Here is a 21,870-nt window from a genome sequence, read left to right as displayed (position 1 = left end):
TACGACTACGAGGTCCCCGAGGGCCTGGAGCAGCTGATCCCGTCGCCGCGCAGGGCACCGGATGGGCTGGAATGACCCGCCGGTCCGCTGGAAGGACCTGGAACGCGCGCTCTCCGGCAAGCCGCACGAGCAGAGGCCCGACGGCGGTGACGGTCCCGCCTGGTCACGGCGGCGCGACCGGTACTCGGCGCCGCCGGGGTTCCAGCTGCGCGCCGACGAGCGGGTCACCCGCATGCGCGTGCCGTACGCGGAGCTGCACTGCCACTCGAACTTCAGCTGGCTCGACGGCGCGAGCCACCCGGAGGAGCTCGTCGAGACCGCGCAGCGGCTGGAGCTCGACGCGCTCGCGCTGACCGACCACGACGGCATGTACGGAGTGGTGCGGTTCGCCGAGGCGGCGAAGGAACTGGGCGTGCACACGGTGTTCGGTGCGGAGCTGAGCGTCGGCCTGAGCAGGCCCGCCGGCGGCGAACCGGACCCCGAGGGCGACCACCTGCTGTTGCTGGCGTGCCGGCAGGAGGGCTACCACCGGCTGTGCCGCACGCTCACCACCGGCCACCTCCACGACGATGCGGAGAAGGGAAAACCCGTCTACGACCTCGATCAGCTGCTGGCCGACACCAGGGGCGAGGTCGTGGCGTTGACGGGCTGCCGCAAGGGAACCGTGCACCGCGCGCTCACCAGGGAGGGTCCGGAGGCGGCGTTCCGCGAACTGGTCCGGCTCACCGACCTCTTCGGTGCGGAACGCGTCTACGTCGAGCTCACCGACCACGGCCTGCCGGAGGACAGCCGCCGCAACGACCTGCTGCACGCGATGGCCAAGCACCTCAAACTCCCGGTCGTGGCAACGAACGCCGTGCACTACGCGACACCGGACCGCGGCCGGCTGGCCGCCGCGATGGCCGCGGTCAGGGCGCGCAGCAGCCTCGACGAGATGGCCGGCTGGCTGCCGCCGTCACCCGCGGCGTTCCTGCGCAGCGGCGAGGAGATGATGCACCGGTTCCGCCGTTTCCCCGGCGCCGTGCACAACGCGGCGCTGCTCGGCATGCAGCTCGCGTTCGACCTGAGGCTGGTCGCGCCGCGGCTGCCGCCGTTCGACGTGCCTGCCGGTCACGACGAGATCAGCTGGCTGCGCCGGCTCACCCACGAGGGCGCGCACCGCCGGTACGCCGACTCCGAGCACCGGGAACGGGCGTTCGCGCAGATCGAGCACGAGCTGAAGGTCATCGAGCAGCTCGGCTTCCCCGGCTACTTCCTCGTCGTGCACGACATCGTGAGCTTCTGCAGGGAGAACGACATCCTCTGCCAGGGCCGGGGCAGCGCCGCGAACTCCGCGGTGTGCTTCGCGCTCGGCATCACCAACGTCGACGCGGTCCGCTTCGACCTGCTCTTCGAACGCTTCCTCGCCCCCGCCCGCGACGGCCCTCCCGACATCGACGTCGACATCGAGTCCGACCGCAGGGAAGAGGTCATCCAGCACGTCTACCGCAAGTACGGCCGCCGGCACGCCGCGCAGGTCGCCAACGTCATCACCTACCGGGCCCGTTCCGCCGTGCGCGACATGGCCCGCGCGCTCGGCCACTCACCCGGCCAGCAGGACGCGTGGAGCAAGCAGATAGAGCGCTGGGGCCCGCTGCGGACCACCACCGACGACTGCGACATCCCCGTCCCGGTGCTGGAGCTCTCCGCGCAGCTGGAGAACTTCCCGCGCCACCTGGGCATCCACTCCGGCGGCATGGTGATCTGCGACCGCGCGGTCAGCGAGGTGTGCCCGGTGGAGAAGGCGCGCATGGCCGGCCGCACGGTGCTGCAGTGGGACAAGGACGACTGCGCGTCCATCGGCCTGGTGAAGTTCGACCTGCTCGGCCTGGGCATGCTCTCCGCGCTGCACCACGCGATCGACCTCGTGCGCGACCACGAGGGCGTCGAGGTCGACATCGGCCACCTGGACCTGGATGACCAGCGCGTCTACGAAATGTTGCAGAAAGCCGACTCCGTGGGCGTCTTCCAGGTGGAGAGCCGCGCGCAGATGGCGACGCTGCCGCGCCTGAAACCGCGCGAGTTCTACGACCTGGTCGTCGAGGTGGCGCTGATCCGGCCGGGCCCGATCCAGGGCGGCTCGGTGCACCCGTACATCCGGCGCCGCAACGGGCAGGAGAAGTGGGACTTCGACCACCCGTTGCTGGAGAACGCACTCCGCAAGACCTACGGCGTGCCGTTGTTCCAGGAACAGCTCATGCAGATCGCCGTGGACGCCGCCGGTTTCACCGCCGCGGAGGCCGACGAGCTGCGCCGCGCGATGGGTGCCAAGCGCTCGACAGCGCGGATGGAACGCCTGCGCGACCGCTTCCACGAGGGCTGCGCGGCGAACGGCATCGGGGAGGAGTTGGCGGGCCGCATCTACGCGAAGCTGCTGGCGTTCGCCAACTTCGGCTTCCCCGAGTCGCACGCGCTGTCCTTCGCGCACCTGGTGTTCGTGAGCGCGTGGTTCAAGCTCTACTACCCGGCCGCCTTCTACGCCGCACTGCTGCGCGCTCAGCCGATGGGCTTCTACTCACCGCAGTCGCTGGTGGTCGACGCCCGCAGGCACGGCGTGACCGTGCACGGCCCGTGCGTCAACGCCTCCCTGCCGCACGCGACGCTGGAACCCTTCGAGGGCGGCGTGAACGCCGTCCGCACCGGTCTGGCCTCGGTCCGCGGCGTCGGCCAGTCGGACGCCGAACGCATCGTCGCCGCACAACCGTTCCGCGACATGGAGGACTTCGGCTCCCGCGTGCAGCTCACCACCGCCCAGGTGGAGGCCCTCGCCACCGCGGGCGCGTTCGCGTGCTTCGGCCTGGAACGCCGCGAGGCCCTGTGGGCAGCCGGAGCGGTGGCCGCGATCCGCCCCGACCGCCTGCCGGGAACCACGACCGGTGTCGACGCACCCGCGTTGCCCGGCATGGACGAGGTGGAGCTGGCCGTGGCCGACGTCTGGGCCACCGGCCTGTCCCCGGACAGCTTCCCGACCCAGTTCGTCCGGTCCACCCTGGACGCGATGGGCGCCCTGCCCACCGCCGCGCTCGCCGGCGTCGAGTCCGGCACCCGCGTCCTGATCGGCGGCGCGGTCACCCACCGCCAACGCCCCGCGACCGCGGGCGGCGTCACGTTCCTCAACATCGAGGACGAGACCGGCATGGTGAACGTGGTGTGCTCGCCGGGCCTGTGGGCCCGCTACCGCCGGATCGCGCGCAGCAGCGGGGCGATGCTGGTGCGGGGGACCGTCGAGTCGGCGGAGGGGGTGGTCAGCCTGCTGGCCGACCGGCTCCAGCACCTCGACCTGCGCATCCCCTCGCGGTCGCGGGACTTCCGCTGATCAGGCCTGGCCGGCGCGCCGCTGTTCCCAGCGCTCGACGATCTGATCGGCGGTGGCCTTGTCGATGGGGTCCAGCCGCCCGTCCCGGCGTCCCCGGTCCAGCTCCTCGCGAACGCGGCTGCGCATCCAGCCGGACTCGGTGATGTACCGCTCCTCCAGGTCGTAGCCCTGCGGGCTCGTCCAGGTCCGGATGACCGCGTCGGGCTCGGCGGACGAAGATCCCCAGTCCACCCAGGCGAGGTAGGAGTACTGCCCGTCCTCAGGTTCCATGTCGCACAGCTCGTTTCGTCAGAGGGAACGCGCCCCTCGCGGGTGCGAGGGGCGCGTCGTCATCACCTCAGCAGTTTGAAGTTCGGGATGATGAGCGCACTCGGTGGGATGTCGACCTCGTTGAAGATCGCATCGGACTTGACCTTCTCGGCCGCGGTGTCCGCCTCAAGCTCGTTGATCTTCAGCTTCTCCTTCTCCGTGAGGGGGCGCTTCTCCGCCGCCGCCCTGCCCTGGATCGCCGCGACCTGGGCGTCGTTGGTCCGGCGCTTCTCGTAGTGCGTGGTCTCGTCGCTCTTCGCCTTGAAGCTCTTGTCCGTGTGGAACTGGAGCTCGAACAGCTGACCGTCCGCGGACCTGAAGGTCGTGTTGATGCCGGGGTAGCCGTTCATCTTCGCCCAGAAGTTCTTGACCTCCACGAGGGTGTAGCCCTTGGCCTCGAACGCGACGAGGGCCTCGTAGAACTTGTTGGTGTACGTCGCGTCCGGGAACACGTAGGTGTACCGGACCGCGTCGTTCATCTTGTGCTGGATGTCCCGCGGATCGCGCTTGACACCACCGTCGTTCATCTCGTCGAAGAGCTTGCGGAGGTACGACTCCGCGCTCTTGAGCTCGGTCCGCTTCTTGCCGGGCTCCACGATCCGGTACTTGCGGTCGGCCCCGATCGCGTCCGCGATGCCGTCGACGTCCGGGGTGATGCGCTTCTCCGCGTCGGCGGCCTTCTTCAGCTGGGCGTCGGCCCACTGGTAGTCGGCCGCGCTGATCCGGACCCTGAGCGCACCGATGTCGTGCCAGTAGTCGCCGTTCACGAACGTCGGCTCTTTGTACACCGGTGCGTCGGGATCGGGGGTGGGGCTCGTGCAGTCCGCGGCCGCGGCCATCAGGCCATGCGCGCAGACCTTGGGCTGCTCCACCTTGAACTTCGCGTCGTCGAGCTTGGCCAGGCCGTTCTCGATCCGCAGCGTGCCGCCCTCGATGCGGATGTCCGCACCGTCCAGCTTGGACAGGTCGCCCTCCAGCCGGCTGGAGTACGACTCCAGGCGGTAGAGCCTGCCGTCGATCGCGACGACCGCGTTGTCGATCTTGCCGACGCCGTTCTCGATGTGGACCTTGGCGCTGAAGATCTCACCGAGCGAACCGGGGAGCCGGTGCGGCACGGTGTCGTCCAGCTTGACGATGACGCCGCGGAGCTCCGCGAGGTTGTCGAGGATCTTGCCGGTGCCCTTGCCGAGCACGTTCTTCATCACGCTGAGCGTCTTGGTCAACGCTCCGGCGCCGCCGCTCGCGACCGTGCTCACCGCACCGAACGACAGGTCCCACAGGGTCAGGCCGAGCGCCTTCGCCGGGTTGTCGTGCCATTCCTCCAGGTGGATGAGCGTGTACGGGTTTTGGACCGTGTAGACGAGCCCGTCCCAGATCTGCTTGCACGAGTGGAAGTCGCCGAAGACCGAGCCGCCGACGCAGTCGAGACCGGTGAGCAGGCCGTCCAGGGTGCCCTTGGCGCCCTCGACGATGCCCGAGCCGATCTGCTTGTAGAGCAGGGTCAGCTTGTCCTTGCCCTCGCGCAGCAGCTGGCAGGCCGCCTGGTCACCGGCGGCGCACCGGGCGCCCGTCTGCAACGACTCGACCGCGGCCTCGCCGTAGGCCTTGAGACCGCTCTTCGCGACCTCCTCGACCTTGTTCGCGGCGCGTTTGCAGTCCTCGAAGTAGAAGACCGGGTTGTCCAGGCACCGGTCGACGGTCAGGATGCCCTTGATGAGCTGCCCGTTGAGCTCGTCGGCCTTCTTCTGGGCCTCCTCCCGCGCGATCTGCTCGGCCATCTCGAGCCGCACGCGGTACTCGTGGACGTCGTCGATGTGGTCGACGACGGACTGGATGAACTCCTGCACCTTGTCGGCGCTGGCCCTGGCCATCGCGTAGATCTGCTCGGTCGCGGCTGCCGCCCGGTCAGCGCTCGCAGCCGATGCGCTCGCCGCCGCGGCGGCGTTGCCCGCGGCCACCGCGTCCTGCTGGGCGGTGTTCGACCAGCGACCCGCGGTGCCGGCGGCGCCGTGGGCCGCCTGGGCGTGCTGCACGGCCTGGTTGGCCGCGTCGTTCGCGACCTGGGCGTACTGCGCCGCCTGGTTCGCGGAGTCGGCGGCACGGGAGGCCGCCTCGTACGCGGGTTTCACGTCCGCGGTGGCGTCGTCGGCCGCCTTGGCCGCCCTGACCGCCGCCTGCGCGGCCTCGTCGGCCTTCTCCCTGGCCAGGCGGGACTGCTCCTCGCTGATGAGCAGGGCGTCGGAGAGGGTCTGCAACGCCCTGCGCGCGTCGGCGTTGAGCGCCGCGTACGGCTTGAGGATCAGCTCGGCCGCTCGTGCCGAGTCGACCACCAGCGCCGCGGACGCCGCCGCCGCCGAGGCCGCGCGGTCGGCGACCACGGACTGGAAGACGGCCTGGTTCGCCTCGCGGACCGCGGCCTCCGCCTCCTGCTGGGTCATCTCGGCGGACGCCTTGGCGCCCAGCGCCACGTTCACCGCTTCCAGCGTGATCCGGTGCGCCTCGTCGGCGGCCCGGCGTGCGGTCACGGCCTCCCTGGTCGCGTTGTTCGCCGCGGTGCGGGCGGCCTGCGCCGCTGCCGCAGCCTGCTGGGCCGATGCCCGTGCCGCCGCGGCCGACGACGCCGCTGCCGAGGCCCAGCCTGCCGTCTCGTTCGCGGCGCCGCGGGCCACGTCGACCTGGCCCCGGATCTCCCTGGTGACCTCCTCGACGTTCTCGCCGCGTTCCCTGGCGACCTGCTCGCGATCACGGAGCCGCAGCTCCATGTTCTCCAGGCTGATCAGGCGCGCGTTGTGCATGCGCCCGATGACGTCGACCTGGGTCTGGATCGAGCGGACCTTGTCCACCGCGGCGTCGTGCTCGCCGGCCAGGCGAGCGGCCTCGGCGTTCGCGGCGTAGGCCGCGTTCGCCGTGACAGCCGCGTTGCGTGCGGCGGCCTGCGCGTTGATGCGGTGGTTGCGGGCGTTCGTGGCGTGGCGCTGCGCGTCGGCGGCCTTCGCGCTCGCGATGTTCTTCTGCTGCTCCGCGCGGTTGCGCGCGGCGATCGCGATGTCCTGCTGCTTCTTCGCCGCCTCGGCGAGCTCGGCCGCCTTGGCCGCCTGCCGTTCCGCCTCCGCGCGGTACTTCGCCGCGTTGTCCGCGTGTTCCTGGGCGTTGCGGTCGGCGTCGAGCGCGCGGCTGTCGGCCAGCGTGGCGGTGGCCGCGTGCATCGACGTCTCGGCGGCCAGCGCCGCGGCGTCCACCGCGTTGCCGATGCCGATGGTGACCTTGGCCCAGTCCAAGCCGTCGGTCATGCCGCTGTCGACCAGGCGCTGCGCCGCGTTGCGCGCACGCGTGTTCGCCTCGACGGACGCCAGCGCGATGCGGTCGGCGGCCTCGGACTCGCGCGCCGCGTTGGCGCGTTCGGCGTCCAGCAGGTCGTTGCGGCCGAGCTGGCCGTGGGCACGGCCGGGCTTGTCGTCGCGGAAGATCCGGTCCGCCCTGTGAGCCGCTTCCACGGCCCGCTTCATGGCGTACGTGACGTCTTCCAGGTGCTTGACCGCGTCGATGTTGGCGCGCAGGATCTCGGCGCGCGCACTCGCCGCGGCTTCGGCGCGACGGGCGATCTGGTCGAGCTCGGTGATCGCCTTGTTGCGGTCCTCCAGGGCTTTCTGGATGACCGCGCGCATGTCGTGGTCGCGCTGGTTCGCCTCGTGGTAGTCGACGAGGTAGAACTGGCGGATCCGCGCGTAGTCGCCGCTGAGGAGCGCCGCCTCGCCCTCGATCTTCACCTGCGGGCCGCCCATGGCCACCATGTCGCGGACGCGGGCGATGATGCGGTCCTGCTCGGCCTTGTCGTCCTCGGCCTGCTGCTTGTCCCGCTTCAGCGCGATCTCGTAGCCATAGGCCACGAAGTCCCTGATGGCCTGGTCACCGGCCGTCAGCGCGGCCTGCGCCCCCGCGCGGACGTTGGGGCCACCGGTGGCGGCCCAGTTCTCGACCTTGCGGCGGTGTTCGGCCAGTTCGGCGCGCTTGCGCACGTCGGCACGGCCCTGCGCCTCCGCCTGACCGTGGTCGAGGAACCAGATCAGCCGCTCTTTGGTGCCGACCGCCAGCGCGGCCTTGGCCGCGTCGCGGACCTCGACGTCCTCCGCGTGCTCGGAGATGTCGGTGACGAGCATCTTGTAGAACTCGAACTCCTCGTCCACTTCCTGCGGAGGAGGGTCGTTCGCCGCTGCCTGCTGGAGCACCGGAACGGGTGTCGGCGCGGCGGCTGCCTGCACTGTCCCACCGAACAGGGTGAGGACCAGCGCCGCGGAAATGGGCACGACTGATCTGCGCCACACCGAGGTGGCGCCTGATGATCTTCTTTTCATGGTGTCAGCGATCCCCCAGATCGCGGTCGGCGGCGTCCTTCGCCGCCTTGCGTGCTTGTTCGGCGACGGCCTGCCAGTGGGCGGCGGAGTCGCGGGCCTTGCCGGCGGCTTCCTCCCACGTGATGCGGCCGCTGTTAGCCTGCGCCAGGATCGCGAGCCAGTCCTGCTCCGACTGGGCGCCACGGGCGTACTCGGCGACCTCGGCCCACATCGCCGCCTGCCTGTCCGCCTTGGCCTTCTCCGCCAGCCAGTCCACAGAGGACTCGCCTGCCTCGCGGTCGACCTGCTCCCAGAGCTGCTGGGCCTCCAGCCGGTGCTTGCGCGCCAGCTCCCCGCTGGCCTCCCGCTCGGCCGCCTCCGCCGCGAGCGCGGACGCGGTCAGCCGTGCGATCTGGTCGTGCCAGACCTGGTTCTGCTCGGTCGTGGTCCGCACGAACCGCTCGGTGTCGAGCTCGGCGCCGATCTTCCACTCGTAGGCGAAGAACAGGCCGATCGACCGGTCGTCACCACCGCTCAGCGCGCGTTGCGCCGCGGCCCGCACCTGGACGCCGGGGTCGGTGGCGGCGAGGTGGGCGACGTAGGCGCGGTCCTCTCCGGACAGCCGGGCCAGCCGTTCCTGCCGCTTGTTGTCGTGGACGCGGTCGAGCTCCACGGCCCGGTCGTATCCACTGTGGACGTACAGCTCCTGGGCGTTGAACGAGGAACCCAGCGCGCTCAGGGACGACCCCTGCACCTCGCTGCCGGGGATGGCGGTCCGGTTGATCTCCCGGATGATGTCGGTGTTGAGTCTTTCTCGTTGCGTGGCACGGGTTTTCGCCTTGCCGTAGCCGACGAGCACGAACTCGCGGATCTTCGCCTCGTCGTTGGAGGCCATGGCCACGTAGGCGGCGTCGCGCACCTCGGACTGCAGCGCGGCGTTGAACGACATCTGGAACACCGTCTCGCGCATGGACGCGGCCAGTGCGGTGGCGGTCGTGCTGATGGCCACCGATTCCGCGAACGCGGGAGTGGCGTGGACGGTTCCGACGGCGCCGGCCGCGAGTGCGGCGGCGAGAAACGCAGGCATGAGCGCATGACGCCCCATGTGTTCCCCCCAGAACTTCACGTGGTGGGCTGATCGCCCTAAAAGTTCCTAGCACTTCGAGTGCCCGCGGGGACACCGATAGTGAAGTGACCCAGCTCACACCGCATTGCGGACAAGGCGGGCGCCGTGCGAAGTTCCCCACGGCATCCGACGACTGGGGAGTCGAGCGGCCGGGCCTGGGGGGTTCACGCCGCGCTTGGAGCAGATGCCGTTACGACGAATCTTGGGGGATTCACCTTGTCCAGACGCAGTCTGGGTGACCGTGGCCTGCGCGCAGTCGCCGCGCTCACGGTCTCCATCACGCTGGCCGGCGGTCTGTTCGCCACTCCGGCACTCGCCGCACCGCCGGGGGTCGACCCCTCGGCACCGGCCGACGTGTCGACGGTCAGCTTCTCCGCCGCCCTGGTGTCGGACTTCGACCAGAAACTGGCCGCTGCCAGCACGATCAGCGCGTCGGTGACGTCCAGGGAAGCCCGGATGGCCGACCTGAACTTCGTCATCTGGATCTACAACAACGCTCCGCGCGACAGCGCCGTCAAGCGCGAGGCGTTGAAGGCGCTCACGAACGAGACCGACGAGAACGCCTGCTACGACTTCATCGTCACCGGCATCCACCTCGCCTTCCGCGAGGACGTGCGGGCCATCCCGATCATGGACGAGCGGCACCGGCAGCGGCTCAAGGCCACCGACCTCATCGGCTGGATGAACGTCGACCGGTACTACCTCGACTCGAACCTGAGCGAGTTCGTCACCAAGCTGTTCATCAACACCAACGGCACCGAGAACCCCGAGATCAAGGCGCAGGCCTCGGCCGTGCTGACCAACACCTCGACCGACGAGCAGCGCCAGAAGTTCGTCACCGAGGGCATCTTCACCGCCTACAACCTCGACGTGCAGCGCCGCCGCGAGGCGGCCGAGCGCGAGCGGACCGCGATCGAGGAGCGGGACGCGATGCTCAAGGCGCGCGGTGACGCGTGGCGCGTCGCGGCCCAGGCGGAGCTGACCACCTCGCTCAAGGTCATGACCGACAGCGAGTTCACCTGGGAGGTCTACCGGGCTCCGCTGGCGCGCAAGTTCGTGAAGGCCGCCGCCCAGGGCGCGCTGGACACCCACGACGCGGCGCAGATCAAGGCCTTCATCTTCACCGGCATCCACACGGCGCACCAGAGGGACGTCGCCGAGGAGGACGCGGCCCGCGCCGTGGAGACCGAGAAGCAGATCAAGGAGATCCTCGACCGCGCCAAGCGCGACGGGTACCTGCCGAACGTGGTCGCGGCCGCCACCGCCGCACTCGCCGGCGATCTCAAGGCGCGCAACGAGTTCATCAACCTCGGCCGGTACGAGGCCGCCAAGCGCGACCAGATCAAGCCCGCCCACGAGCTGGTGGTCGAGCTGCAGGGCCAGGCCTCCGGGCGGTGCGCCCAGATCGCCGGCGTCGACGCGCAGGCCATCGAACAGGGCCAGTACAACGAGCTGTGGGACTGCATCCGCCCCGCCCCCAAGCAGGTCTGGGCGCTGAAGCAGGTCGCCACCAACGAGTACCTGCTCATGAACGGCAACTCGCGCCAGTGCATGGACGGCCACAGCGACCTGCTGCGCCAGTACCCGTGCGACGCGAACAACGGCTACCACCGCTGGAGCTTCCTGGAGAACGCCGACGGCACGTACCAGATCAAGAACGTCGGCACCGGCAAGTTCGTGACGGTCAGGGACGGCCAGACGCCGAACGCCAGCCCGGTCACCACCTACGTCGGCACCAACGACGGCCACCAGCGCTGGCGCCTGCTGAACCTGGTGCACCGCTCGGACGTCGCCACGATCGCCGTCGGCCGCTACCAGCTCAAGGGCGTCCAGTCCGGCCGCTGCCTGCAGACCGCCGGTCTGTGGGACACGCCGAACCAGGGTGCGCTCGCGAACCTCGCCGGCCAGGAGCTGTGGGACTGCGTCGGCGGCGGCAAGATGGCGTGGGACCTCGTGGACCTGGGCGGCAAGCGGTACGCGCTCAAGAACGTGATGTCCGGCAAGTGCCTCGACGTCAAGAACGGCGTGCAGCTCAACGGCTCGCAGCTCATCCAGTACGACTGCCACTACGGCGACACGGAGCAGTTCGCGTTCTCCAGCCAGCCCGACGGCAGCTACGTGCTGGAGAGCGTCCTGGCCGGCAAGGCCGCCGACGCGATCGGCAACGCCGTGCAGAACGGTGCCGCGGTCGGCATCTGGGACGTCAACGGTCTGACGAACCAGCGGTGGACGCTCCACGCCACCGCCTGATCCCGGTGTGAGGACGAAGGGCTCCTCCCGCTGCGCAGCGGGAGGAGCCCTTCGCCGTACTCGCACGGTCGGCAGGATCAAGAACTGCGTTCGTAGGTCATGAAGGAGACCCCGCTTTCGAACAGCCGCGCGTCGGTGCGCGTGAACTTCGTGATGTCGGCCTTCCCGTCGAACAGCGGGATGCCGCGGCCGAACACGACCGGGTGAATCTTGAGCAGCAGCACGTCGATCTCCGGCAGCAGGGCGGCGGCCAGCTTGCCGCCGCCGCACAGCCAGATGTCCTGGCCGTCCTCTTCCTTGAGCGCGCGCACCCGGCCGACGACGTCCTCGCGGATCACCTCGACGTCGGGCGGCGTGCCGGTGATCTGGGTCGAGACCACGAACTGGCGCAGGTGCGCGTACGGCGACGCGAGCCCGCCCGGCACCTGGTAGGTGCTGCGGCCCATCAGGACCGTGTCGAAGTGCTTGTTCGGCGCGTCCAGCAGCCCCAGCGCCTCGCGGAACTGCGTGGGCAGCGTGTCCGGGTACTCGGCGTTGATGCCCTCCATGTGGTCGCCTTCGAAGACGAACCCGTCGTAGGTCCCGTCCTCGGCCGCGATGAAACCGTCGAGCGTGGTGGCGACGTAGTACACGAGCTTTCGCATCCCCAGAACCTCCTGTAGCTCCAACCACGACAACCGTAGTACTATGTGTGTAGTGGTTGCAAGGAGGAAATCGTGGTGAGGAACGAAGCGAGGCGAACGGCGCTGCTCGACGCGGCGGTCGACGTCCTGGCCGAAGAGGGCGCGCGCGGGCTGACCTACCGGGCGATCGACGCCAGGGCGGAGGTGCCGGCGGGCACGGCGTCCAACTACTTCGCGAGCCGCGAAGACCTGATGTCCGAGGTGATGACCCGCGTGTTCCAGCGGTTGCAACCGTCGGACTCCTCGGTCGCGGAGTCGCTCGCACTGCCGCGCGACCGGGCGCTGACCGTGAAGTTCATGCACGACATCATCAAGCGGGCGGACGCCGACAAGGCCTGCTGGCTCGCGATGATGGAGCTGCGGCTGGAGTCGACCCGGCGGCCGGACCTGCGCACCGCGATCACGAGGACGGTCGCCGAGGGCCTCGACCTCAACGTGCGCTTCAACGAGGAGGCGGGGCTGCCCGGCGACCGGATGGCGGTCGTGCTGCTGTACCTGGCGATGACGGGGTTGGTCCACGAGCGGCTGACGCTGCCGGACGTGCTGGCCGACGAGGACCTCGACCGGCTCGTCGAAGACCTCGTCGACCGCGTGATCGGCCCGGCCTAGCGGCTCAGCGGGCCGCCGGTGATCGTCAGCGCCACGGCGATCACCACGACGCCGAGCGTGCTGTAGAGGAACGCGTCCATGCCGCGGCCGCGGATCTTGATCAGGCCGGCCTGCTCGTCGGTCACCAGGACCCGCAGCACGGCCGCGACCAGCAGCGACACCCCGAGCAGGACGGCGCCCTGCCGCCAGTGGTACTGGAAGATCCGCACCAGTCCGAGCACCCCGACGCCCAGGACCAGCGCGAACGGCAGGTGCTTGCCCGCACCCGACCGCCAGCGCTGTTCCGGCATGAGCGCTTCTGCGTCAGACCGCTGCATGGGCGCGCTCGGCGGCTTCGACGGTGTTCGTCAGCAGCATCGCGACGGTCATCGGGCCGGACCCGCCGGGGATCGGCGCCAGGTGGCCGGCGACCTCGGCCACGTCCGGTGCCACGTCGCCGACCAGGCCGTTCTCCGTGCGGGTGATGCCGACGTCGACCACGGCCGCGCCCGGCTTGACCATGTCCTTCGTGATCAGGCCGGGGGAGCCGGCGCCCGCGATCACGATGTCCGCGCGGCGCACCTCCGCGGCCAGGTCCTTGGTGCCGGTGTGGCACAGCGTCACGGTGGCGTTCTCGCTGCGGCGGGTCAGCAGCAGGCCGATCGGGCGGCCCACGGTCACGCCGCGGCCGACCACGGTGACGTTCGCGCCGGCGATCGGCACCTCGTAGCGGCGCAGCAGTTCGAGGATGCCGCGCGGGGTCGCGGGCAGCGGGGCGGTCTCGCCGAGCACCAGCTTGCCCAGGTTCACCGGGTGCAGGCCGTCGCCGTCCTTGCGCGGGTCGATGCGCTCCAGGACCGCGTTCGCGTCGAGGTGCTTCGGCAGCGGCAGCTGGACGATGTAGGCGGTGACCTCGGGGTTCGCGTTCAGCTCGTCGATGACGGCCTCCAGCTCCTCCTGGGTGGTCTCGGCGGGCAGGTCGCGGCGGATCGACGCGATGCCGACCTTCGCGCACGCGGTGTGCTTGCCCTTCACGTACGAGTGCGAACCGGGGTCGTCGCCGACCAGCACGGTCGCCAGACCCACCGGCGCCGGCAGCGCGGCGACCCTCGCCTTCAGGTCCTCGAACAGCGCGTCTCGGGTTTCCCGGCCGTTGAGCAGCGTCGCAGTCACCGCGCCATCCTCCCACTGGGCAACGCCGCCACGCCGACCGACACCAGGGTCAGCGCCACACCCACCACCGTCGCCGTGGCGAGGTGCCCGCTGACCACGTCGAGCAGCACGGCGCCGACGAGCTGACCGCTCACGCCGCACAGCCCGACCATCAGCACGCCGATGAACCGCACGGACACGATCGCGCCGCCCACGCCGACGATGCCCAGCAACCCGCCGAGGTACAGCCACCACTGCGACGGGAACGCACCGGGCACACCGCGCGGCACGGCCAGGTTGACCAGCGTCAACGCGATCGTGCCCACGCTGAAGTTCACCAGGATCGTCGCCATCGAGTGCTGGGCGGCCTCGCGCACCAGCCCGTTCACCGCCTGCTGCCAGCCCATCATCAGCCCGGCGACCAGCGGCAGCACCGCGAGCCACAACGTGCCCGGCGACGTGAACTGGTGCGACACCGCCACCGCGACCGCCACGACACCGAGCCCGGCACCGGCGACGCGGGTCTTCGTCAGCGCCTTCGGCACACCCGGCCCGAGGCCCGCCCGGTCCACCACGAGGCTGCTCACGAGCTGGCCGACGACCACCGCGACCGTGAACACCGCCACACCGATGGTCGCGACCGCGATGCCCTGCGACCCGACCAGGAAGGCGCCGCTGATCCCGCCGATGCATTCCCACCAGCGGATTCGGCGGTGCCGCAGCGCGTCGGCCAGCCGCCGCAGCCCCGCGCGTGCCGACGACCGGGACAACACGGCCGCGAGCAGCACGATCAGCCCGCCGCCGAACGAGACCAACGCGGCCAGGGGACCGTTCTGCAGCGCTTGGGCCAGCGAGCCGTTGACCCGTCCCTGGACCGCGATCGCCACTCCACTGAGTGCCGCGACGAGACCGCCGGACACCTGTGCGGACCGTGACAAGGGGCCTCCTGCTCCGACGGGGGTGTTCTTGATCAGCTTTAACGTGGACGCCACCCGCGTTATGGTCGGGCCTCCACCGTTCGGCGCAGCGGCGGGGGACGTGTGCGATCCGGCGAGTTGCGGGGGAAGATGTTGGCGTGTCCGAGCCGAAGCCGTTGAACCCTACCGAGCAGGACGCTCTGGTGAAGCAGATCGGCCTGACCCTCATGCGGGCCGCCCCGGAGGACTGGCGCAGGGTGGTCGCCGAGTACCGCGCCACCGGCCGGTACTTCGAGCTGGCCGCCGAGTTGCACGTCGCGGACGGTACTTCGCGGCCGTGGGCGCCGCCGCAGGAGGTCGCGCAGCTCTTCGCGCGGCTGAGGGCCGGCATGCACCGCGAGGGCAGGGGCAGCTGGTCGAACGCCCGCTACCAGCTCGACCACCCGTCGAGCTACAACCTCGACTTCGACCGCGCGGAGCCGAAGTGGCAGACGCCGCCGCCTCCGCAGGCGTACGTCGACGAGATGCGGTTCTTCCCGCGTGCCGACGAGAACGTCCCCGACTGGCTGCGCCGCAGGCTGAACCCGCCGACGCCGGTGTTCCGCAGCGTCCGGGTGTTCGACGGCGCCGGTCCGAACGGCCGCCCGTCGGTCAACCGCCCGCCGGTGCCGGAGCCCGAGGTCGCGCCGCTGCTCGCCTACCTGTCGAACGCGCCGGTCGCCGTGGCCGGCCGCGGGTTCGACGCCGACCTGCTGGCCGCGGACTCCCCGCCGGTCGTGCCCGCGGGGTTCCAGACCGACGGCGTGTGGATCTGGCCCGCCGGCGTGTCCTACTACCTGCGCAAGTACGGCGTGCCGCCCGAGCCGGAGCTGGTCGAGCGGGCCCGCGGCAGGGGCTTCGCGCTGCCCGAGGTGTCCGAGGAGACCCGGCTCGCCGCCGCCGCGAACATCGGCGCGCCCGCGGCTCCTCCCGGCACGGTGCTGCCGCCGCCCCCGCCGGTCGAGGCCCGCCCGGCCCCCGAGCAGGAACCCGAACCCGAGGCCACCCGCGAACCGGAGCCGGACGCGACGCAGTTCGTCGAGGCACCGAAGTTCGACGACGAGCCCGACTTCGAGCCGCCGCAGGAGTCGACCCGGTTCATGCCGGCCCCCGACTTCGACGACGAGCCGGAACCTCAGCACGCCGCCGAGCAGGAGCCGGTCGAGGTGACCGCCGAGCGCGCCCCGCTCGACGACGACCCCGAACCGCTGGGCCGCCCGGTCTCCGTCGCGGCACCGCTGGCGGACGACGGCCCGCCCTACCGGGTGATCTTCGACTCCGACGGCGTGCCGGACCGCGTCGACGACCGGCACCTGCGCGACACCTACGGCGCCGGCATGGACCTCTTCGCGCCGCACCCGACCGAGGAGTTCGCCCAGGTCGAGGACGACCTGCCGGAGCAGGACGAGCAGGAGCCCGTCGCCGTCGTCGAGCCGGACGACGAGCCCGAGGTGCCGACCGCGGGACCCGACGAGCCCGCGCTCTTCACGCACCAGCAGGAGGACGAGCCGGAGCTGTTCACGCACCACCGCGAGGAGGAGCGCACCGACAGCTTCGTGCCGGAGGCCGAGGACCGCCCGCGCGACGCCATGCAGGACACGATGGCGTGGAGCCCGGTCCCGGACGAACCGCTGGAGCACGCCACCGAGGTCACCGAGGAGCACCCGGTCGTCGCGGTCGAGGCCGACGAGCCCGACCTCGCCGAGGAGGAGCTGCGCACGACCGCGGAGCTCGACTCGCGCGACCTCCACCTCCCCGAGCGCCTTCCCGAACACCAACCCCAACACCAGACCCAGCACCAACCCGAGCGCCTTCCCGAGCCCGCGCCGGTGGCGCCGCCCGCACCGGTCAAGCCCGCCGTGCCGGTCGTCGAGGAGACCGCCCAGTTCGACGCGGCCCTCTTCGCCGACGACGAGCCGGAACCCGAGCCGGAGCCGGAGCCCCACCCGCGCCAGGTCACGCCGGAGGAGGACCGCGAGCTCGCGGGCACCCGCCGCGCGCTGGACGACCTGAACGTGCCGCACGGCGTCTACCGCATCGGCGGCGAACCCGCCGACCGCACCTGGAACCTGCGCCTCGACGGCGACAGCTGGGAGGTGTGCTGGTTCGACCACGGCCCGAAGAACCCGGTGCGGTTCGAGAAGGTCGAGGACGCCTCGGCGTACCTGGTCGGCCGGCTCGTGATGGGCAACTTCCGCACCATCCCGCCCCGCGGCCAGACCCCGCCCGCACCGCAGCGGCCCATCGCCAACGGCTTCCGCGAGGAACCGCGCCGCCCCGTGCCCCCGCAGCGCCCGCCGATGCAGGCCCCGCCGCTCCCGGCCCCGCTGCCCCCGGCCCCCACGGCCGTGGTCCCGGCACCCGCCCCCGCACCGGCACCCGTCGCCGTGCAGCAGGACGACCCGGCCAAGCGGAAGTTCCCGATCACCCCGCTGGCCGGCGAGCCGCCGCTGACGTTGTTCCGCCACAAGCAGATGTTCGAGCTGCCGGCGGGCACCGAGGTCGACCGCTACGGTGACCAGAGCGGCAACCTCGTGTACGTGGCGGGAACGCCGTTCCCGGAACGCAGCCTCGTGCCGTCGTGGATCAACCGCCCGTACCGGGTCTACCGCCTGCGCCGGCCGCTCGAGGTGCTGACCGGCGTGGCGGTGCCGTGGTTCGAGCAGCCCGGCGGCGGAACCGCCTACCTGCTGCCGAAGGCGGTCGAGGAGATGATCGCCGAGGGCGTGCTCGTGGAGATCACGGGCTCAGGAGACAACTAGGCCGTACGCCGCCGCGAACGAGACCGCGGTGTCGATGTCGATCAGGGCTCCGGCGAGCTTCGCTTGCCGGAGCCCGTTCGCGTCGATCTGCGCCCCGCGCAGGTCCGCCCCGTCGAGCTTCGCGTCGAGCAGCCGCGCGCCCATCAGATCCGCCCGGCTGAGGTCGGTGTTGCGCAGGTCCGCCTCGCTGAGGTTCGTCTCGCGGAACCGCTGACCGCCCAGCTTCAAGCCGTGCAGCGGTGCCTTCACGAACGACGCCAGCGTGAAGTCGACCTCGGTGAACGTGACCGGGCGCAGCACGCAGTCCGCGAAGTTCGACCCCAGCAGGCTGCACGAGGTGAAGCTGGAGCGCGTGAGCACCGTGCGGTCGAACGTGCACTGCCGGAACGCCGTCGCGTGGTGCCTCGACTCGCCCAGGTCGGTCCGGGTGAAGTCGCACCGGGTGAACGTGCACCCCGTCGTCACCAGCTCGCGGAGGTCCGCCTCGGTGAAGTCGCAGTCCGTGAAGGACCGCTTCTCCCAGTGCTGGTTCGGCATGTTCGCGTCGGCGTAGTCCTCGCCGACCTCTTCGACCGGGCCGGTTTCTTCGACGGGGTTGTCCACGGCCCCTAGTGTGCCGGAGCGTCGCTCACCTGTTCGACCGGTGCGGCCTTCTCCGACTCGCGCCGCGTCAGCACCAGGGGAGCGTCCTCGGTGATCGCGACGGTGTGCTCGGAGTGCGCGGTGCGGGAACCGTCGGCCGAGCGGATGGTCCAGCCGTCCGGGTCGTAGACGATCTTGTCGGTGGTGCGGGCGAGCCACGGTTCGAGCGCGAGCGTCAGGCCCGGCTTCAGGGTCATGCCGCGGCCGGCGTGGCCCTTGTTCGACACGTGCGGGTCCTCGTGCATGGTGCGGCCGATGCCGTGGCCGCCGAACTCGGTGTTGACCGGGTAGCCGTACGAACGCGCCACCTGGTAGATCGCCGCCGACAGGTCGCCCAGCCGGTTGCCGGGGCGGGCCACCGCGATCGCCGCCTCCAGCGCCTCCTCGGTGGCGCGGACGATCCGCTGGTCCTCCTCCGCGGGCGTGCCGACGATGATGGTGCGCGCGGAGTCGGCGACCCAGCCGTCGATGCCCACGGCGATGTCGGCGGTGAGCACGTCGCCGTCGCGCAGCACGTAGTCGTGCGGCAGGCCGTGCAGCACGGCGTCGTTGACCGACAGGCAGATGACGTTGCGGAACGGGCCCTTGCCGAACGACGGCGCGTAGTCCCAGTAGCAGGACTCGGCACCGCGGTCGGAGATCATCCCGCGGACGTGGTGCTCCAGGTCCATGAGGTTGACGCCCACGTCGGCGAGCCGGCCCACCTCGGTGAGGACCTCGGCCACGAAGCGCCCGGTCACGTGCATGCGGTCGATCTCCGCAGGCGACTTCAGTTCAATCACGAGCTACCTCACTGGCTTGGTATAGTTATACCGGCACCCTAACACTTGTCGGTATAGTAATACCAACCTATCCTGGTGGCATGGTCCGCCAACCGCTCACGCCAGAGCAGATCGAAGCCGGCCGCCGACTCGGCGCCCTGCTGCGGCGCGCACGGGCGGGGCGGGACCTCGTGGAGGTCGCGCAGTCGGCCGGCATCTCGCCGGAGACCCTGCGCAAGATCGAGACGGGCCGTCTCCCGACGCCCGGCTTCGGCACGATCATCTGCCTCGGCGAGGCCCTCGGCGTGCCGGTGCAGGAGCTCGCGGACACCTGGCGCGGCGCCGACCAGCCGCTCGACGCCGTGTCCTAGCACCTCGGCGTGGTTGTCCACTCTCACACCCTCGGTCGCTCCCCGTGTTGGTAACGTGCGGGACGCCGGGCGACCTGCCCGACGTCAACGAGGACCGTCATTCGGGAAGGCTCATGACCCGCACGCCCGTGAACGTCACTGTCACCGGTGCCGCCGGCCAGATCGGCTACGCACTGCTGTTCCGCATCGCCTCCGGCCACCTGCTGGGCCCGGACACCCCGGTCAACCTGCGGCTGCTGGAGATCACCCCGGCGCTGAAGGCCGCGGAGGGCACCGCGATGGAGCTCGACGACTGCGCCTTCCCGCTGCTCAAGGGCATCACGATCACCGACGACGCGAAGACCGCGTTCGACGGCGTGAACGTCGCCCTGCTCGTCGGCGCTCGCCCCCGCACCAAGGGCATGGAGCGCGGCGACCTGCTGGAGGCCAACGGCGGCATCTTCAAGCCGCAGGGCGAGGCGATCAACGCCGGTGCCGCGGACGACGTGAAGGTGCTCGTGGTCGGCAACCCGGCCAACACCAACGCCCTCATCGCCCAGCAGCACGCGCCGGACGTCCCGCGCGAGCGCTTCACCGCGATGACGCGCCTGGACCACAACCGCGCCCTGTCGCAGCTCGCCAAGAAGCTGGGCGTCGCGGTCACCGACATCAAGAACATGACGATCTGGGGCAACCACTCGGCCACCCAGTACCCGGACCTGTTCCACGCCGAGGTGGGTGGCAAGACCGCCGCCGAGGCCGTGAACGACCAGGCGTGGCTGGAGAACGACTTCATCCCGACCGTCGCCAAGCGCGGTGCGGCGATCATCGAGGCCCGTGGCGCGTCCTCGGCCGCCTCGGCCGCCAACGCCGCCATCGACCACATCCACGACTGGGTCAACGGCACCGAGTGGACCTCGATGGCCATCCCGTCGGACGGCTCGTACGGCGTGCCCGAGGGCATCATCTCGTCGTTCCCGGTCAAGTGCTCCGGTGGCTCGTACGAGATCATCCAGGGCCTGGAGATCGACGAGTTCTCCCGCGCCCGCATCGACGCCTCCGTGGCCGAGCTGGTCGAGGAGCGCGACGCGGTCAAGGGCCTCGGCCTGATCTGATCCCCGGCGCGGATTTCGTGGCACTGTGGGGCACGTGCTGATTCCCTGGCCCGTGCCCCAGCCGCAGATCTCCGACGACGTGCACCCCGCGCTCGCTGACGCCGCCCGTGCGGCGTCGGCGGCGTACGGGCGTGCCCGTTCCGCGCACACCCGGCTCGAGCTCCGCGAGGAGGTCGCCGACGGTGCGGACGGAACACCGACGATGCGCGTCGACCGCATCGTCGAGGACGCGATCCTGGAGTCGATCCACCGCAGTCGCGTGAACCTCCTGTCCGAGGAAGCCGGGTTCGTCGACAACGGCTCGGCGGTCACCCTCGTCATCGACCCGGTCGACGGGTCCGCGAACGCCGCGTTCGGCGTTCCGCTCTCCTGCTTCGCCGGTGCCGTTGTCATTGATGACACGGCTACCGAAGCTTTGACCACATGGTTCGACACGGGCCGTGCGTGGCATGCGCGCGCGGGTGTCGACACATCGTTCCGCACGACGGGGCGCACGTCGTTGGACGGTGCGTCGATCTGCCTGATGCGGCCCAAGACCGGCACCCAGGACGCGTGGCTGCGCATCGCGAACCGCGCCGACCGCATCCGGGTGCTGTGCACGACGTGCCTGGAGACCATGCTCGTGGCCGAGGGGACCGTCGACGGCTTCATCGATCCCGGAACCGATACACACCGGATCATGGACCTGGCCACGGCGCTGGTCACCGTGCCGGCCGCCGGTGGGGTGCTGGTCGACCTGCACGGCCGGCCGTTCACCTTCGACCCGGACCTGTCCCGCCGGTGGTCCGGTGTGGCGGCGGCGACTCCCCAGCTGGCCGAGGAGCTGATCGCGACCGCGCTGGCTTAGACGGTTCCGCGCGGCTCGACGACGCAGTCGGGTCCGGGGAACACGAGGCCCTCGTGGCCGTCGTTGAAGCGGACCAGGTAGGGCGGGGCACCGTCGGTGCCGCGGACCTCGAGGATCTCGCCGAGGCGTTCCTCGAGACCGATGGAGCGGCTGTGGACGTGGAGCCTGTCACCAACTGTTGCTTGCATGGCGCTGCGACACCTCCGGGAGCGGCGTGAGGTCAGGCGTCAAAGCCTAGGCCGCTTCCGGAGGTGCGCAACAGGGACTCGAGTGCTCATCCACCGCACGCGGCGGAGACCTTGGCGACCATGTCAGCCTTCTGCGTGACCCAGTCCGCCGCGGAACCGACGTTCTGCATGCCGTTCGCGGCCTCCTCGAGCGCCTTCTTCACCTGCTCGTCGGGTGCGGAGTTGGCCAGGTTCTCGAGGTCGGTCGCCTTGGCCCTGGTGTCCTCCAACGCCTTCTGCGGGTCACTCATGTCCGGCGAGAACCCGACCAGCTGGATCGCGTCGGCGCACAGCTTCACCTTGTCCGCGGTGTCGCTGACTCCCTGGATCGTGTCGCAGGCCGTCAAGCTGCCCAACGCGATGACGGCTGCCGCCAGCGGTCCGATAAGGCGCATTCGCTCTCCCTCTGCCCGAAG

18 protein-coding genes are annotated in these 21,870 nt (G+C 70.6%); 7 read left to right on the top strand and 11 right to left on the bottom strand.

The features are described from left to right. The first annotated feature begins 61 nt into the window (after positions 1-61). Positions 62-3,355: an error-prone DNA polymerase gene (locus ACZ7CD_RS00620; protein WP_470378112.1), complete on the top strand. Its 3,294-nt coding sequence runs from the start codon at positions 62-64 to the stop codon at positions 3,353-3,355. Here ACZ7CD_RS00620 and ACZ7CD_RS00615 read toward each other — a convergent pair whose 3' ends face one another. The 3 genes from ACZ7CD_RS00615 to ACZ7CD_RS00605 form a co-directional block, all read right to left on the bottom strand. Next, positions 3,356-3,625 carry a hypothetical protein gene (locus ACZ7CD_RS00615; RefSeq protein WP_360395884.1) on the bottom strand — a complete coding sequence of 90 codons (270 nt, stop codon included), beginning with the start codon at positions 3,623-3,625 and terminating at the stop codon, positions 3,356-3,358. A gap of 62 nt (positions 3,626-3,687) precedes the next feature. After that, entirely contained in the window at positions 3,688-7,968 is a 4,281-nt protein-coding gene (locus tag ACZ7CD_RS00610; RefSeq protein WP_470378111.1) for a hypothetical protein, read from the bottom strand. Positions 7,969-8,020: 52 nt separating this feature from the next. Continuing rightward, a complete protein-coding gene (locus tag ACZ7CD_RS00605; RefSeq protein WP_458430227.1) occupies positions 8,021-9,082 on the bottom strand; it encodes a hypothetical protein in 1,062 nt (353 codons plus the stop codon). 255 nt (positions 9,083-9,337) lie between these two features. Here ACZ7CD_RS00605 and ACZ7CD_RS00600 point away from each other — a divergent pair, with 255 nt between their 5' ends. Further along, positions 9,338-11,371 (top strand): RICIN domain-containing protein, encoded by a 2,034-nt coding sequence (locus ACZ7CD_RS00600; protein WP_360395889.1) that lies wholly within the window; start codon positions 9,338-9,340, stop codon positions 11,369-11,371. Positions 11,372-11,448: 77 nt separating this feature from the next. On the opposite strand, the gene ACZ7CD_RS00595 is transcribed toward ACZ7CD_RS00600, so the two are convergent. Further along, positions 11,449-12,015 carry a dihydrofolate reductase family protein gene (locus tag ACZ7CD_RS00595; RefSeq protein ID WP_470378110.1) on the bottom strand — a complete coding sequence of 189 codons (567 nt, stop codon included), beginning with the start codon at positions 12,013-12,015 and terminating at the stop codon, positions 11,449-11,451. A gap of 72 nt (positions 12,016-12,087) precedes the next feature. On the opposite strand from ACZ7CD_RS00595, the gene ACZ7CD_RS00590 reads away from it, so the two are divergent. Then, positions 12,088-12,663 carry a TetR/AcrR family transcriptional regulator gene (locus tag ACZ7CD_RS00590; protein ID WP_470378109.1) on the top strand — a complete coding sequence of 192 codons (576 nt, stop codon included), beginning with the start codon at positions 12,088-12,090 and terminating at the stop codon, positions 12,661-12,663. On the opposite strand, the gene ACZ7CD_RS00585 is transcribed toward ACZ7CD_RS00590, so the two are convergent. The 3 genes from ACZ7CD_RS00585 to ACZ7CD_RS00575 are packed head-to-tail and all read right to left on the bottom strand — an operon-like array spanning position 12,660 to position 14,732. Next, positions 12,660-12,953 carry a DUF3017 domain-containing protein gene (locus ACZ7CD_RS00585; RefSeq protein WP_360395894.1) on the bottom strand — a complete coding sequence of 98 codons (294 nt, stop codon included), beginning with the start codon at positions 12,951-12,953 and terminating at the stop codon, positions 12,660-12,662. The genes ACZ7CD_RS00590 and ACZ7CD_RS00585 overlap by 4 nt on opposite strands. Before the next feature lie 13 nt (positions 12,954-12,966). Further along, a complete protein-coding gene (locus tag ACZ7CD_RS00580; protein WP_458430229.1) occupies positions 12,967-13,815 on the bottom strand; it encodes a bifunctional methylenetetrahydrofolate dehydrogenase/methenyltetrahydrofolate cyclohydrolase in 849 nt (282 codons plus the stop codon). Next, on the bottom strand, positions 13,812-14,732 hold the full coding sequence (locus ACZ7CD_RS00575) for a DMT family transporter (protein WP_470378108.1): 921 nt from the start codon (positions 14,730-14,732) through the stop codon (positions 13,812-13,814). The genes ACZ7CD_RS00580 and ACZ7CD_RS00575 overlap by 4 nt, the downstream gene beginning before the upstream one ends. A gap of 137 nt (positions 14,733-14,869) precedes the next feature. Here ACZ7CD_RS00575 and ACZ7CD_RS00570 point away from each other — a divergent pair, with 137 nt between their 5' ends. Beyond that, positions 14,870-17,512: a glycohydrolase toxin TNT-related protein gene (locus ACZ7CD_RS00570; RefSeq protein ID WP_470378107.1), complete on the top strand. Its 2,643-nt coding sequence runs from the start codon at positions 14,870-14,872 to the stop codon at positions 17,510-17,512. On the opposite strand, the gene ACZ7CD_RS00565 is transcribed toward ACZ7CD_RS00570, so the two are convergent. Next, positions 17,498-18,115: a pentapeptide repeat-containing protein gene (locus ACZ7CD_RS00565; RefSeq protein ID WP_360395900.1), complete on the bottom strand. Its 618-nt coding sequence runs from the start codon at positions 18,113-18,115 to the stop codon at positions 17,498-17,500. The genes ACZ7CD_RS00570 and ACZ7CD_RS00565 overlap by 15 nt on opposite strands. 5 nt (positions 18,116-18,120) lie before the next feature. Beyond that, positions 18,121-18,936: a type I methionyl aminopeptidase gene (map, locus tag ACZ7CD_RS00560; RefSeq protein ID WP_470378106.1), complete on the bottom strand. Its 816-nt coding sequence runs from the start codon at positions 18,934-18,936 to the stop codon at positions 18,121-18,123. An 80-nt stretch (positions 18,937-19,016) separates the two neighbouring features. On the opposite strand from map, the gene ACZ7CD_RS00555 reads away from it, so the two are divergent. The 3 genes from ACZ7CD_RS00555 (at position 19,017) to ACZ7CD_RS00545 (ending at position 21,227) form a co-directional block, all read left to right on the top strand. Further along, complete coding sequence (locus ACZ7CD_RS00555) at positions 19,017-19,286, top strand: helix-turn-helix domain-containing protein (protein ID WP_360395904.1); 270 nt, start codon at positions 19,017-19,019, stop codon at positions 19,284-19,286. Between the two features lie 113 nt (positions 19,287-19,399). Beyond that, positions 19,400-20,380: a malate dehydrogenase gene (locus ACZ7CD_RS00550; RefSeq protein ID WP_360395905.1), complete on the top strand. Its 981-nt coding sequence runs from the start codon at positions 19,400-19,402 to the stop codon at positions 20,378-20,380. Between the two features lie 34 nt (positions 20,381-20,414). Then, positions 20,415-21,227, top strand: coding sequence for an inositol monophosphatase family protein (locus ACZ7CD_RS00545; RefSeq protein WP_470373141.1), 813 nt, complete (start codon positions 20,415-20,417; stop codon positions 21,225-21,227). Here ACZ7CD_RS00545 and ACZ7CD_RS00540 read toward each other — a convergent pair. Next, a complete protein-coding gene (locus tag ACZ7CD_RS00540; protein WP_360395909.1) occupies positions 21,224-21,415 on the bottom strand; it encodes a DUF1918 domain-containing protein in 192 nt (63 codons plus the stop codon). The two genes, ACZ7CD_RS00545 and ACZ7CD_RS00540, sit on opposite strands and share 4 nt — an antisense overlap. 86 nt (positions 21,416-21,501) lie before the next feature. Further along, positions 21,502-21,849, bottom strand: coding sequence for a bacteriophage spanin2 family protein (locus ACZ7CD_RS00535; protein WP_470378105.1), 348 nt, complete (start codon positions 21,847-21,849; stop codon positions 21,502-21,504). Positions 21,850-21,870 lie beyond the last annotated feature (21 nt).

The sequence above is a fragment of the Lentzea sp. NPDC036949 genome, assembly GCF_055608075.1.
Note: the sequence above shows the minus strand (reverse complement) of the source record. Positions and strands in the feature narration are given on the sequence as shown.

What these genes read in the sequence shown, in the direction of transcription:
- ACZ7CD_RS00555 (WP_360395904.1), top strand. Translation starts at nt 19,017, where the DNA reads ATGGTCCGCCAACCGCTCACGCCAGAGCAGATCGAAGCCGGCCGCCGA.
- ACZ7CD_RS00550 (WP_360395905.1), top strand. Translation starts at nt 19,400, where the DNA reads ATGACCCGCACGCCCGTGAACGTCACTGTCACCGGTGCCGCCGGCCAG.
- ACZ7CD_RS00615 (WP_360395884.1), bottom strand. Translation starts at nt 3,625, where the DNA reads ATGGAACCTGAGGACGGGCAGTACTCCTACCTCGCCTGGGTGGACTGG.
- ACZ7CD_RS00585 (WP_360395894.1), bottom strand. Translation starts at nt 12,953, where the DNA reads ATGCCGGAACAGCGCTGGCGGTCGGGTGCGGGCAAGCACCTGCCGTTC.
- ACZ7CD_RS00540 (WP_360395909.1), bottom strand. Translation starts at nt 21,415, where the DNA reads ATGCAAGCAACAGTTGGTGACAGGCTCCACGTCCACAGCCGCTCCATC.
- ACZ7CD_RS00595 (WP_470378110.1), bottom strand. Translation starts at nt 12,015, where the DNA reads ATGCGAAAGCTCGTGTACTACGTCGCCACCACGCTCGACGGTTTCATC.
- ACZ7CD_RS00535 (WP_470378105.1), bottom strand. Translation starts at nt 21,849, where the DNA reads ATGCGCCTTATCGGACCGCTGGCGGCAGCCGTCATCGCGTTGGGCAGC.
- ACZ7CD_RS00605 (WP_458430227.1), bottom strand. Translation starts at nt 9,082, where the DNA reads ATGCCTGCGTTTCTCGCCGCCGCACTCGCGGCCGGCGCCGTCGGAACC.
- ACZ7CD_RS00620 (WP_470378112.1), top strand. Translation starts at nt 62, where the DNA reads ATGGGCTGGAATGACCCGCCGGTCCGCTGGAAGGACCTGGAACGCGCG.